The sequence below is a fragment of the Bradyrhizobium sp. genome, assembly GCF_035484855.1.
GTDB lineage: Bacteria > Pseudomonadota > Alphaproteobacteria > Rhizobiales > Xanthobacteraceae > Bradyrhizobium.
Genome location: NZ_DATHOP010000068.1, coordinates 1 through 12,422, shown reverse-complemented (window position 1 = coordinate 12,422; position 12,422 = coordinate 1). Strand labels below are relative to the sequence as shown.

Below are 12,422 nucleotides of genomic sequence, written 5' to 3'. Positions count from 1 at the left end.
TACGGCCCGCCAGAACCTCTGGCGGGCCATTTTCATGCCGAGCAGCATCAGGTCCGCGTGGCCTGCCAGGTGCCGCTGCAGCGGTCGCCCTGGATGATCCCGCTCCACCGCCCGGCGCCGCCGGTTCCGGTGAGCCGGCCGTTGCCGCTCGCCTTGGAGGCGCCGACGGATATGTTGACGGAAACGATGCCGGCGCGGCTGACGCCGCCGGTGACCTTGCCGCCGCCGGCCGACGAAACGCGGGTACCCGCCACGGTGAAGGGGACGCTGTTGGAACTGCAATTGCCGGCCTGGGTGGCAAACTGCACGTTCCAGACACCGTCATAGACGCCGCCCCTGGTGCCGGCCTCGGCCGCGGCGGGCGCGACGAAGGAGGCGAGGGTGGCCGCGACGACGGCCCAGCGCAGGCCGCGCGAGGGGTTGAAATCGGCAAAAAGGGAAATCGGTTTGGCTGAATTTGACATTTTCGTCCTGCTTTTGGCTGCGCCGGTCGCGGCGTCAGCCTATACGTCGAACATTGCGGTTCCTCGGTTCATCGTTGCCAATTCGGCTTTGGTCTGCCATAAGCCCAGCCTTCATCGCCCGGCTGATCAAGGGCTGCCGTGTCGATGACCATGCGGGCTATCTCATTTCAGAAATAGCCTAGCACTTTCAACGCTCTAACGAGCATTTTAGCCGAGAAAGCGCCCCTTCGGGCGCGCTTTTTACGTGGCAACAGGAGAGCCAAATGCCCAAGCTGAAGACCAAGTCGGGCGCCAAAAAGCGCTTCAAGGTGACTGCCACCGGCAAAGTGATGGCCGCCCAGCGCGGCAAGCGCCACGGCATGATCAAGCGGACCAAGAAGCAGATACGTCAGCTTCGCGGCACCCGCGTGCTGTTCAAGACCGACGGCGACAACATCAAGAAATATTTCCTGCCTAACGCCTGATTCCTTCAGGCCGGGCCCGCCGTCCATCTTAAGCCGAGCCGCGTCCGCGCGGCGATCCGTCACCCATTAGAAATCAAGGATTTCAGTCATGTCTCGCGTCAAACGCGGTGTGACCTCTCACGCCAAGCACAAGAAAGTCTACAAGGCCGCCAAGGGTTTTTACGGCCGCCGCAAGAACACCATCCGCGCCGCCAAGGCCGCGGTCGAGAAAGCCGGGCAATACGCCTTCCGCGACCGCAAGCGCAAGAAACGCACCTTTCGCGCGCTGTGGATCCAGCGGCTCAATGCGGCGGTGCGACCGTTCGGCATGACCTACAGCGTCTTCATCAACGGTCTGTCGAAGTCGGGCATCACGGTGGACCGCAAGGTGCTGTCGGATCTCGCCATCCACGAGCCGGTGGCATTCCAGGCGATCGCCGAAAAGGCCAAGGCGGCGCTGGCGGCGTGAGTTCGCCGCTCCTCGGTCGTTCTGCGAGGTTTTTGAGGTCGTCATGGCCGGGCTTGACCCGGCCATCCACGCCTTTCTTCTCGCAAGCAAAGTAAGACGTGGATGCCCGGGACAAGCCCGGGCATGACGGGCTAGGAGCATCGGCTTAGCGTCCTAGTCAAAGGGATTGCCATGACCGATCTTGCGAACCTCGAATCCCAAATCCTCACCGACATCGCCGCAGCCAGCGACGAAGCAGCCCCGGAAGCCGTGCACGTCCCGGCGCTCGGCAAGAAGGGCTCGGCCCACATGTATCGCCGGAGTGGCACATGAACTTCGACATCGATCCGCGGACGGTCGACGACATTCTCGCGAGAGTTGCCGCTGCTGAGAATATAGCGACCCTAGACGTTATCCGCGTTTCAGAATTGGGCAAGAGTGGCCGAATAACAACCATTGCAAGGATGATTGGCACCATCCCACCTGAGCAACGAAGGCACTTCGGGGCTAATATCAATCAAATCAAGAATCGAATTGAAGAAGCTATTTTGGCGCGTCGCGAGCTACTTAAGGGCGAGAAACTAAGCAATCTACCCGCCTCCGAAACCATCGACGTCACGCTGCCGCTGCGCGATGCGCCGGCGGAAGCCGGCCGGATTCATCCGCTCAGCCAGGTGATGGATGAGCTGACCGCGATCTTCGCCGACATGGGATTTGCTGTCGCCGAAGGTCCGGACATCGAAACCGACGACTACAACTTCACAAAGCTGAATTTCCCCGAAGGCCATCCGGCGCGGGAGATGCACGACACCTTCTTCTTCAATCCGAAAGAAGACGGTTCGCGAAAACTGTTGCGCACCCATACCTCGCCGGTGCAGGTGCGCACCATGCTGACCCAGAAGCCTCCGATCCGCATCATCTGCCCGGGCCGCACCTACCGCATCGATTCGGATGCGACGCACACCCCGCAGTTCCACCAGGTCGAGGGCCTTGTGATCGACAAGAACTCGCATCTCGGCCATCTCAAATGGATCCTGCATGAGTTCTGCAAGGCGTTCTTCGAGGTCGACCACATCAATATGAGATTTCGGCCGTCGTTCTTCCCGTTCACCGAGCCGTCGCTCGAGGTCGACATCCAGTGCCGGCGCGACAAGGGCGAGATCCGCTTCGGCGAGGGTGAGGACTGGCTGGAGATTCTCGGCTGCGGCATGGTGCACCCGAATGTGCTGCGCGCCTGCGGCATCGATCCCGACGTCTATCAAGGTTTTGCCTGGGGCATGGGCATCGACCGCATCGCGATGCTGAAATATGGCATGCCCGACCTGCGCCAGCTGTTCGAGAGCGACGTGCGCTGGCTCAGCCATTACGGCTTCAAGCCGCTCGACGTGCCGACGTTAGCGGGAGGATTGAGTTCGTGAGCGAGAACGCTGTCCCCGAACAATATCGGAGTTTGCGCTCGTTCGCGTTCGGCGACAGCCCGACGCTTGCCGACGAACTGCTCGAGCTTGTGCTCGAGGGCGTCAAGACCGCGACCTGCAGCACGGAGGACGAGCCGAACACCTCGACGGCCGGCGAGCGCTGGATTGTGCGCGACGGACGCGGAACGCCGCGCTGCGTGATCGAAACGCTTGAAGTGACCTATCGCCGTTACAGTGAAGTCGATGCCGCCTTCGCCCATGAAGAGGGCGAGGGCGACCGCAGCCTCGCTTACTGGCGCGACGCGCATCGCAGATATTTCGGACGGCAGGGAAAGTTCAGCGAAGAAATGATGCTGATGTGCGAACGCTTTCGCCTGGTTGAGATCCTTGAACCCGCGGAACGCATGTCATGAGCCAGCCTCGCGAGATGATATCCGGCTCCGCTTTGCTCTCCTTCGCCACCGTCGTTGCTGCGCGAGCCCCCACCCTGACCCTCCCCCGCAAGCGGGGGAGGGAAGACAAGAATCCGCCTGCCGGGAAACGATCATCATGAAATTCACGCTCACCTGGCTGAAGCAACATCTCGACACCGACGAGCCAATTGAAAAACTGGCCGACAAGCTCACCATGATCGGGCTCGAGGTCGAGAATATCGAGGACAAGGCCAAGGCGTTGGCGCCGTTCATCATCGCCCGCGTCATTTCGGCCGAGCAGCATCCGAACGCGGATCGGCTGCGGGTCTGCATGGTCGACACCGGCGACGGCGGCGCGCCGGTGCAGGTGGTGTGCGGCGCGCCGAACGCGCGCACAGACCTCGTCAGCGTTTTCTCGGCGCCTGGCACCTACATCCCCGGCAAGGACATCACGCTCGGCGTCGGCACCATCCGCGGCGTCGAAAGCCGTGGCATGCTCTGCTCGGCGGCCGAATTGCAGATCTCCGAAGATCACGACGGCATCATGGAGCTGCCGGCGGATGCCCCCATTGGCGCGGCCTACGCGCCATGGGCCGGCCTCGGCGATCCCATGTTCGAGATCAATTTGACGCCGAACCGGCAGGACTGCACCGGCGTGCATGGCATCGCGCGCGATCTTGCCGCCGCCGACATGGGCAAGTTCAAGGATCCCGCGATCAAGCCGGTCAAGGGCGAATTCCCCTGTCCGGTGAAGGTCGCGGTCGAGGATGCCTCGCTGTGTCCGGGATTCGCGCTGCGGCTGGTGCGCGGCGTCAAGAACGGTCCGTCGCCGGAATGGCTCTCGAGGCGGCTGACCTCGATCGGCCTGCGGCCGATCAACGCGCTGGTCGATATCACCAACTTCATGACCTATGACCGCGCCCGGCCGCTGCATGTGTTCGATGCCGCCAAGGTGAAGGGCAACCTGACGGTCCGCCGCGCGAAAGAGGGCGAGACGCTGCTGGCGCTCGATGGCCGCACCTACACGCTCGACAGCGGGGTCTGCGTGATCGCGGACGAACACGGCGTCGAATCGCTCGCCGGCATCATGGGCGGCGAGGCCTCCGGCTGCTCGGAAGAGACCACCGACGTGCTGATCGAATCGGCGCTGTGGAACGAGATCAACATCGCCCAGACCGGGCGCAAGCTCGGCATCAATTCGGATGCCCGCTATCGATTCGAACGCGGCGTTGATCCCGCCTTCATGGTGCCGGGGCTGGAGATGGCCACGAAACTCGTCATGGAATTGTGCGGCGGCACGCCGTCGGCGAATGTCGTCGTCGGAAAAACCTTCGGCGACGATCGCGTGATCGATTTTCCGCTCACCGAGGTCAAGCGGCTGGCCGGGATCGACGTGCCGCTGCCGCAGATCAAGCTCATCCTCGGCCATCTCGGCTTCATGATGGCCGGTCCCGGCCCGGTGGTGAAAGTCGCGGTGCCGTCGTGGCGTTCGGATGTGCACGGCAAGGCCGATATCGTCGAGGAAATCGTGCGCATGGTCGGCGTCGACAAGGTGCCGATGACGCCATTCGAGCGCGGCGAGGCGGCGCGCAAGCCGATCCTCAACGCCATCCAGCTGCGCACCCGCCGCGCCAAGCGCGCGCTGGCCGCGCGCGGCATGGTGGAAGCCGTGACATGGTCGTTCATTTCGAAGCCCGCGGCCGAGCTGTTCGACCGCGACCCGCCGGTTCAGGCGCAGGCCAACCGCCTCGGTCATCCCGAACTGTCGCTGGCCAATCCGATCGCCGCCGACATGTCCGATATGCGACCGAGCCTGCTGCCCGGCCTCATCCTCGCGGCCCAGGCCAATATCGACCGCGGCTTTCCGGATCTGGCATTGTTCGAAGTCGGACAGATCTTCGTGGGCGACGCTCCGGAGGACGAGTTGATCGCGGCATCCGGCATCCGCCACGGCTTCGCATCCCGGCAAGGCATGGGTCGGCACTGGTCCGGTTCGTCCACGGCCGACGCGCTCGACGCCAAGGCCGATGCGTTCGCGGTGCTGTCGGCCGCGGGCGCGCCGACGCAGGCGCTGCAGGTCGTGCCCGGCGGCCCGGACTGGCTGCATCCCGGAAGATCCGGCACCATCCAGATCGGGCCACAGAACGTGCTCGGCTATTTCGGCGAGCTGCATCCGCGCGCGCTGGAACTGCTCCGCGCCGACGGCCCGATGATCGCGTTCGAGGTGATCCTCGACCGCATTCCCGCGGCCAAGCAGCGGCCGACCCGCGCCAGGCCCGTGCTGGAACTCTCGCCGTTCCAACCGGTGTCGCGCGATTTCGCCTTCATCGTCGATCGCGGCGTCAGGGCCGGCGATATCGTGCGCGCGGCACAAGGCGTCGACAAGAAGCTGATCACGGAAGTCGGCGTGTTCGACGTCTATGAAGGCAAAGGCATCGAGGACGGCAAGAAATCCATCGCGATTGCCGTCACCATGCAGCCGCGTGAAAAAACCCTGACCGACCAGGAGATCGACGCGGTGGCCGCGAAGATCGTGGCCGAGGTGAGCAGGAAGACCGGCGGCGTATTGCGCGGATGAGTTTTGGCCTCATCCCGGCGGACGTCGGCACCAACATAGCGATCGCGATCTGCGCGATCGCCTTCGTGTCGGGGACGGCGCGGGGATTTTCCGGCTTCGGCTCCGCGCTGATCTTCATGCCGTTGGCGTCGAGCCTGGCGGCGCCGCGCCTGGTCGCGGCGCTGTTGCTGATCATCGATTTCGTCGCCGCCGCGCCGCTGCTTCCGAATGCGTGGAAACACGCCGACCGCAAGGCGACCGCGGTGATGGTGGCCGGCGCGCTGGTCGGCGTGCCCATCGGAACCTGGTTCCTCAGCCGGCTCGATCCGGTGACGACGCGCTGGATCATCTCGGGTTTTGTCTTTGCGCTGCTGTTGCTGTTGCTCTCGGGCTGGCGCTATCGGGGAAAGGATTTTCCGGCGCTTTCGATCGGCATCGGCGGCCTGTCCGGCTTTTGCAGCGGCCTGGCGCAGACCGGCGGACCACCGATCGTGGGCTACTGGCTCGGCCGTCCGATCGTCTCAGGTATCGCGCGCGCCAACATATTGTTGTTCTTCGGCGCCTCGGATTTCTTTTCGGTCGTGAGTTATGCCGTGAGCGGGCTGCTCACCGCGGATGCGATCCGCCTTTCGCTGCTGATCGGCCCGGTTTACGGCATCGGCGTCTGGTGCGGCGCAAAACTGTTCGGCCGCGCCAGCGAACGGCTGTTTCGCGCCGTCTGTTACGTGTTGATCGCAGCCGCCGTCATCATCGGCCTGCCGGCACTGGATGGCGTGCTGCGCTGATTGAAGATCGTAGGGTGGGCAAAGGCGCCCTTGCGCCGTGCCCACCATCTTCGCATTTTTATGATCTGGTGGGCACGCTTCGCTTTGCCCACCCTACAATTCTTTGCGCTGTGCGCGACGTCAATTGATCGGCGCGCCCGGCATCGCGGTCCGGGCGGGCGGGGCTCGGCGACGTTGCCTTGGCGCCCGCGGGGGCGCCGGCACCGCCACCGTTTCATCCCTCAGCGCGCCGATCCGGCGCAATGCTGCTTCGGCGGCGCGCTCGCCGCTATCCCAGGCGCCGTCGACCGTGCCCCACAGGGTTTCGTGGGTGGCTTCGCCGGCGAGGAACATGCAGCCGACCGGCTCGGCCAGGATTTTGCGCGAGGGTTGTCCGCCGGGTGCGGCCACCGACATCGCGCCCAGCGCATAGGGCGCCGAATTCCAGCGGGTCGCGCTGGTTTTCTTCACCGCGGCAGCCGCATCGCTGCCGAACAGCTTTGTCAGCCATTCGACGGCGAAGTCCGCCATCGCCTTCTCGCCCTGGGCCGAGAGATCGCGGCCGAAGGAGCCGGCGACATCGATCGCGCATAGCGACGATCCGCCCAGATTGGCGAACAACATTGCAGTCCGCGTCGAATTGCTCTGCTCGATGATGACGTCGTCGCGCGATAGCCCCAACGGATTGCCCGGCAGCGACAAGACGATGCGGTCATAGCTGCCGAGGCCTAACTTCGCCGCGGCGTCGAGCTGGCGCTTGGGAATGTCGGGGGTGAATTTGATGTTGCCGGCCGCCAGCACATTGCTGGATACGGTGATGACTGCGGCGCGCGCGGCGATCTTGCCGCCTGGCGTCTCCACCGTGACGTCGCGACCGCTCCAGGCGATGTGGCTTGCCGGGGTCGATAGCGAAACCGGCACCTGCTCGCCGAGTTTCGCGATCAGCGTGCCCAGCCCCTGGCGGCAGGCGATCGCCGCATTGCGCTCCTGGGCGCGGGCCTTGTCGACGACCGAGACGTCCTTGAGGTCCTTGCCCGTGAAATTGGCGCCGAGCACGAATTCCGCCGTCCCGGCCCAGTCGCCGAGATCCTTCGGCAGGGCTGAGGCGCAGGAGACATCGGCCTTGCCGCGCGAGGCGTCGTCGATGGCGCGGTTGGCACGCACCAGGGCGGCCAAAAATTCCTCGGTTTCGCCGGCGCGTGCGTTGCGGCGGCCGATGCGGATTTTCTGCCCCAGCGGCGACGACGATATGTCCAGCCCGGCGGCGCGGGCGAGCTTGATCATGGGGTTGGTGTCGGGATTGTGCATCCAGCGTGCGCCGCGGTCGAACGGGACATCGAAGGTTGTGCTGTCGGTGATGCAGCGGCCGCCGATCTGGCTTGCGGCCTCCACCACGATCACCTTGCGGTTGGCGGCCGCGATGCGCCGCGCCGCGGCGATGCCGGCGGCGCCGGCGCCGATCACGACAATGTCAGCCTCGCGGGGCAGGGGCGCTGCTGCGGCGCGGCCGGTGAGTGCCGGCGTTCCGGCAAGGGCCGCGGACGCGATGAGAAAGTCGCGGCGCGTCATTGTCATGTCATGGTTTCCGGAACTTTTAAAAACGGGAGAACGTCCCGCGAACTTGCCGCATCCGCACCCGGGCGGCAACTGTCATGGTGAATCAATCATGATTGATCCGGCCGTTGCATGAACTAAATTGCAACGGCTTTCGACCATGATAAGGAAGCAGAACAAGCGGCCGGAAAGGCCCGGTGGGGGGAATTCATCGTGGGCGTGGTGCTCGATACCGTCGGCAAGCTGATCGCGGACTACCTTTCGAAGGAACTCCCGGGCTATGAGCCGTTCACTCCGAGCGATCCCGAACATCTACGGGGCGTCATCGAGCAGGGCGACGTCCTGCTGGTCGAGGGCAACAACCGGGTGTCCGGCATCATCAAATATCTGACGCAGTCGACCTGGTCGCATGCCGCGCTTTATGTCGGCCCGATCGACGGCGCGGAAGAGCCCGACGGCGAGCCGCATGTGCTGATCGAGGCCAATATCGGCGAGGGCGTGACGTCGGCGCCGCTGTCGAAATATTTCCCCTATCACACCAGGCTGTGCCGCCCGGTCGGACTGTCCTACGAGGACCGCTACACGGTGTGCCGCTACGCCATCAACCGGATCGGCTTCGGCTACGACACCAAGAACATCCTCGATCTGATGCGCTTTCTGATCCCGCTGCCGATCCCGCAGCGCTGGCGGCGTCGCATGATCGCATTCGGCTCCGGCGACCCCACCAAGATCATCTGCTCGGCGCTGATCGCGCAGGCCTTCGACGCCGTGCGCTATCCGATCCTGCCGAAGATCACGCGCGCCGGCTCCAGGCAGGCCCGGCGCGAGATCCTGCACATCCGCGATTCCTCGCTCTACATGCCGCGCGACTTCGACATCTCGCCCTATTTCGAAATCGTCAAACCCACCATCGTGCACGGCTTCGACTACACCACCTTGCATTGGGCCGACAAGCAGAAGCCGCTCCGGGAGGTAGCGGGCGAATTCGGCCCGTTTCCAGAAACGATCGACGCGCCGCCGCTTGTTCCTGAAGAGATTGACCAAGAAACGCCGGCTGCGGCTGCGGAAATGAGGCCGGCCGGCGAAGCCGATCCGGAGCGCCGCGACCCGCCGCGCTCGGAGGAACTCGCGGCGTAGTAGCGCTTCCTGTTATCAGGCCGCCACGCTGGTCTTGCGGTCCGGCAGGCCGGCGCGGGCGAGCCCGCCATAAAGCGTCTCGCCGGGCATTTCCGCGCGCAGGATGCCGCGCACCGAAATCAGCTTCTCGATATCGATGCCGGTGGCGAAGCCCTTGCTCTCGCACAGGAACACCAGATCCTCGAACACCACATTGCCGGTGGCGCCCGGCGCAAACGGGCAACCACCGAGCCCGCCGAGCGAGCCATCGAGGATGCGTGCGCCGGCATCCAGCGCCGTCGACGCATTGGCGATGCCCATGCCTCTGGTATCGTGCAGGTGAACGCAGACCGGCTTGTTGCCGCTCATTTTGACGACCGCCCTGGTCAAGTCTCCGACTTGCTTCGGGCCGGCATAGCCGACGGTATCGGCGATGCCGACGAAGTCGACGCCGGCCTCGAGACATTTTTCAACGAGCATCAATACTTCCTTCGGATCGACCGCGCCCGTGATCGAACAGCCCAGCGCCATCGAGATCGCGGCATTGACGATCGGCCTGTGCGGGCTCGCATCGCGCAAATCGCAAAGCCGTTTGACGTTGGCGATCGCCTGCTCGCGCGACCGTCGTGCATTGGCCTGGCTATGCTCTTCGGTGGCGGAGACCACCGTTGCGATTTCGGCAACGCCCGAGGCCAACGCTTCGTTGACGCCGCGCTCGTTGAGCGTGAGCGCAATGCCATGCCCACCCGGCAGCGAGGCGATCGTCTTGACGATCTCGCGCACGTCCACGAATTGCGGGAAAGTATTGGCGGGCAGGAAGGAGCCGACCTCGAAATGCCGCACCCCGGCGCCGTATTCGTCGCGCATCCAGCGCTGCTTCCCGGCCGTTGACGGGAATTTCTTCACCAGCTGCAGGCCGTCGCGCAAGCCAACCTCGCGCAGGCTGACGCGGTTGTCGGGATAGACGTCTTGAATGCGGGTCATGCGAGCCTCGCTGCGGTTTTGGCGGTTGCGGGAAATTCTTCGGCCTTGAGTTCGGCGCGGACGGCTTCCGTGTCGGCGCCGAGCACGGGGACCTTCAGTCCTTCGCCGATATTGGCGCCGTTCCACTCGATCGGAAGCGCGGGCACGCGGAACGGCGCGCCATTGGCGTCGAAGTTGTTGACGAGGCCGCCGGGACGCAGCACGTGCGGATCGTCGAACAGATCCTCGGGGCGATTGATCGGCGAAAAGCAGATGTTGAGCCGGTCGAGCACCGCGGAAAGTTCGGCCGCATTCCATCCCCTGATGATCTCGGCCACACGCGGAAGGATTTTTGACCGCGCCAAAATGCGATCGGTGGTGGTGCGCAAGCCCGGATCGTCGAGAAATTCCTGCATGCCGAATTCCCGGCAAAAGCTCTGCCAATGGCCTTCGGTGACGACGCCGATGAAGATGCGCTCGCCGCCTTGCGTCTCGAAGATATCGTAGATCGGCCAGGCATGCTCGCGCTCGGGCATCGAGCGCGGCCGGTTGCCGGTCATCTCGAATTCGACCATGTGCTGGGCGACGAGAAAGAGGCAGTTCTCGAACAGGCCGATACGGATGTCGGCACCTGTCTTGTCCGCTGCCTTGGCCCCGCGCTTCTGGTAGAGCGCGGCCAGAATAGAGATCACGCCGAACATGCCGCCCATGATGTCGTTGGCCGAGGAGCCGACGCGCTGCGGCTTTTCCTGCGTGCCGGTCATCGCGGCGAGCCCCGACATCATCTGCACGACCTCGTCCAGCGCCGGCCGATGCTCGTAGGGGCCGGACAGAAAACCCTTGTGGCCGCAAACGATCAGATGCGGATGCCGGCGGCGCAACTCGTCGGCGCCCAACCCCTGCTTTTCCAATTGCCCGTCGCGAAAATTCTCCAGAAACACATCGGCGCTCGCAAGCAGCCGGTCCATGGTGGCGCGATCGTCGGGCTTGGTGAAATCCAGCAAGACGCTGCGCTTGCCGCGGTTGAACAGCGGGAAGAACGCGGTTCCCATGCCCCCTAGATCACGCGTCTTGTCGCCTGAGGGCGGCTCGACCTTGATGACCTCGGCGCCCAGCTGCGCCAGGATCATGCCGCAGGTCGGCCCCATCACCATGTGGGTCATCTCGACGACCCGGACCCCCGATAGCGGCAGCTCCTGCGTGCTCATTTCTGGTGTCTCTCCGGAGTTCCCTGGACGTCGCGTGGCAGGGCAAACTAGCGCGTCCGAGCGCTACCTGCCAAATATAACCGTGCTCCGCTCGAACACAACACAGAGGGCGTCGCGACGGCCCTCGGTCAAGCCGGCGCGTTTGAGGCGAGCACGAGAGTGACATCGCATACGCCGCGATCCCTGGCATCCGTCGCGACCTTGAACCCCAATTCCCGGCACATTTTCAGCATGACGGAGTTTTCCTGCAGAATCTGGCCGTCTATCCGTTTCAGGCCGACGGATTTTGCGTATTCGATCATCAATTGCATCAGGACCCAGCCCAGGCCTCTGCCCTTCATGTCCGATCTCAGCAGGATCGCGTACTCGCCGCTCTCGCCATTCAGGTCGGAGTAGAGCCAGACCACGCCGAGCATCTCGCTACTGGCTTCATCGATGGCGACAAGCGCCATCGCACGCGCATAGTCGAGCTGCGTCAGCTTGGCTATGAACGGATGCGAGAATTCCTTGATGGAATCGAAGAACCGAAGCCGCAAATCTTCCTTGGTCACGTGGCCTAGGAGGTCGCGAATCAGAAACTCGTCATCCGGTCTGATCGGCCGGACAAATATACGCCAGCCATCCCCAAGAACAAGATGCCGTTGCCATTTTAGATAGGTCAATCGAACATTTGACATCCCGACACCAAAGCAAACTCTACGGCTGCATCCGGTCCGTCGCAAAAAGATATTTTCTCGCATAAGCGACGAGTTGCGCGTCGCTTGGATGGTCGACCGTTTCTACTCCGGCTATGACTTTCGTCAGCTTGGGGTCTTGAAGGTGAATGTACTCGACCAATTCAGTCTTTGCATTCGCTGGTCCGGTGACGAGAACTGCGCCGGCGTCTGCGACCGATTCGGCGACCGCGTGAAGATAGTCGCGGTCCGCCGATGCGTGTCCGCTCCCGATAGAGTTTGCTTTGTGATGGATGTGCTTGCTCGGATTATCTGGGTGTAGAATCAATTTTTCAATGTCTGTCGGATTGAAATGAAACACGCGCGCTTCACGGTGATCAATCCAGATCACCGCATGATA

General features: G+C 63.5%; 13 protein-coding genes and 1 pseudogene. 8 read left to right on the top strand and 6 right to left on the bottom strand.

The features are described from left to right. Positions 1–47: 47 nt before the first annotated feature. The gene (locus tag VK804_RS07820) at positions 48–464 is read right to left on the bottom strand and encodes a hypothetical protein (RefSeq protein ID WP_325369586.1); all 417 of its coding nucleotides are present in this window, start codon (positions 462–464) and stop codon (positions 48–50) included. Positions 465–727: 263 nt separating this feature from the next. Between VK804_RS07820 and rpmI the strand changes: the two genes are divergently transcribed. The 7 genes from rpmI to VK804_RS07785 all read left to right on the top strand — a co-directional run bounded on the left by rpmI (position 728) and on the right by VK804_RS07785 (position 6,528). Continuing rightward, positions 728–928 (top strand): 50S ribosomal protein L35, encoded by a 201-nt coding sequence (gene rpmI / locus VK804_RS07815; RefSeq protein ID WP_100415670.1) that lies wholly within the window; start codon positions 728–730, stop codon positions 926–928. 88 nt (positions 929–1,016) lie between these two features. Continuing rightward, positions 1,017–1,376 (top strand): 50S ribosomal protein L20, encoded by a 360-nt coding sequence (gene rplT, locus VK804_RS07810; protein ID WP_325369580.1) that lies wholly within the window; start codon positions 1,017–1,019, stop codon positions 1,374–1,376. 171 nt (positions 1,377–1,547) lie between these two features. After that, the gene (locus VK804_RS07805; protein ID WP_414642734.1) at positions 1,548–1,688 is read left to right on the top strand and encodes a hypothetical protein; all 141 of its coding nucleotides are present in this window, start codon (positions 1,548–1,550) and stop codon (positions 1,686–1,688) included. Further along, a complete protein-coding gene (gene pheS / locus VK804_RS07800) occupies positions 1,685–2,773 on the top strand; it encodes a phenylalanine--tRNA ligase subunit alpha (RefSeq protein WP_325369578.1) in 1,089 nt (362 codons plus the stop codon). The genes VK804_RS07805 and pheS overlap by 4 nt, the downstream gene beginning before the upstream one ends. After that, positions 2,770–3,186, top strand: a complete 417-nt coding sequence (locus VK804_RS07795) for an ASCH domain-containing protein (protein WP_325369576.1) — start codon at positions 2,770–2,772, stop codon at positions 3,184–3,186. Before pheS ends, VK804_RS07795 begins: the two co-directional genes overlap by 4 nt. A 136-nt stretch (positions 3,187–3,322) precedes the next feature. Continuing rightward, positions 3,323–5,764 (top strand): phenylalanine--tRNA ligase subunit beta, encoded by a 2,442-nt coding sequence (pheT, locus tag VK804_RS07790; protein WP_325369574.1) that lies wholly within the window; start codon positions 3,323–3,325, stop codon positions 5,762–5,764. Then, positions 5,761–6,528, top strand: coding sequence for a sulfite exporter TauE/SafE family protein (locus VK804_RS07785; protein WP_325369572.1), 768 nt, complete (start codon positions 5,761–5,763; stop codon positions 6,526–6,528). The genes pheT and VK804_RS07785 overlap by 4 nt, the downstream gene beginning before the upstream one ends. Positions 6,529–6,648: 120 nt before the next feature. On the opposite strand, the gene VK804_RS07780 is transcribed toward VK804_RS07785, so the two are convergent. After that, positions 6,649–8,082 (bottom strand): NAD(P)/FAD-dependent oxidoreductase, encoded by a 1,434-nt coding sequence (locus VK804_RS07780; RefSeq protein WP_325369570.1) that lies wholly within the window; start codon positions 8,080–8,082, stop codon positions 6,649–6,651. Between the two features lie 192 nt (positions 8,083–8,274). On the opposite strand from VK804_RS07780, the gene VK804_RS07775 reads away from it, so the two are divergent. Continuing rightward, positions 8,275–9,198, top strand: a complete 924-nt coding sequence (locus tag VK804_RS07775) for a YiiX/YebB-like N1pC/P60 family cysteine hydrolase (protein WP_325369568.1) — start codon at positions 8,275–8,277, stop codon at positions 9,196–9,198. A 15-nt stretch (positions 9,199–9,213) separates the two neighbouring features. Here the strand turns inward: VK804_RS07775 and VK804_RS07770 are convergent, their stop codons facing one another. The 4 genes and pseudogenes from VK804_RS07770 to VK804_RS07755 all read right to left on the bottom strand — a co-directional run. Then, the gene (locus VK804_RS07770) at positions 9,214–10,161 is read right to left on the bottom strand and encodes a hydroxymethylglutaryl-CoA lyase (protein WP_325369566.1); all 948 of its coding nucleotides are present in this window, start codon (positions 10,159–10,161) and stop codon (positions 9,214–9,216) included. Then, positions 10,158–11,348 (bottom strand): CoA transferase, encoded by a 1,191-nt coding sequence (locus VK804_RS07765; RefSeq protein WP_325369565.1) that lies wholly within the window; start codon positions 11,346–11,348, stop codon positions 10,158–10,160. The genes VK804_RS07770 and VK804_RS07765 overlap by 4 nt, the downstream gene beginning before the upstream one ends. A gap of 128 nt (positions 11,349–11,476) precedes the next feature. Continuing rightward, a pseudogene (locus VK804_RS07760) lies at positions 11,477–12,034 on the bottom strand (GNAT family N-acetyltransferase); the annotation flags it as partial. Between the two features lie 10 nt (positions 12,035–12,044). After that, positions 12,045–12,422, bottom strand: a 378-nt coding sequence (locus VK804_RS07755) for a translational machinery protein (protein ID WP_325369563.1), incomplete at its 5' end; no start/stop codon positions are given.

Coding starts and splice junctions, on each gene's coding strand:
- VK804_RS07780 (WP_325369570.1), bottom strand. CDS start 8,082: ATGACAATGACGCGCCGCGACTTTCTCATCGCGTCCGCGGCCCTTGCC.
- pheT (WP_325369574.1), top strand. CDS start 3,323: ATGAAATTCACGCTCACCTGGCTGAAGCAACATCTCGACACCGACGAG.
- rpmI (WP_100415670.1), top strand. CDS start 728: ATGCCCAAGCTGAAGACCAAGTCGGGCGCCAAAAAGCGCTTCAAGGTG.
- rplT (WP_325369580.1), top strand. CDS start 1,017: ATGTCTCGCGTCAAACGCGGTGTGACCTCTCACGCCAAGCACAAGAAA.
- VK804_RS07805 (WP_414642734.1), top strand. CDS start 1,548: ATGACCGATCTTGCGAACCTCGAATCCCAAATCCTCACCGACATCGCC.
- VK804_RS07785 (WP_325369572.1), top strand. CDS start 5,761: ATGAGTTTTGGCCTCATCCCGGCGGACGTCGGCACCAACATAGCGATC.
- VK804_RS07770 (WP_325369566.1), bottom strand. CDS start 10,161: ATGACCCGCATTCAAGACGTCTATCCCGACAACCGCGTCAGCCTGCGC.
- VK804_RS07765 (WP_325369565.1), bottom strand. CDS start 11,348: ATGAGCACGCAGGAGCTGCCGCTATCGGGGGTCCGGGTCGTCGAGATG.
- VK804_RS07820 (WP_325369586.1), bottom strand. CDS start 464: ATGTCAAATTCAGCCAAACCGATTTCCCTTTTTGCCGATTTCAACCCC.
- pheS (WP_325369578.1), top strand. CDS start 1,685: ATGAACTTCGACATCGATCCGCGGACGGTCGACGACATTCTCGCGAGA.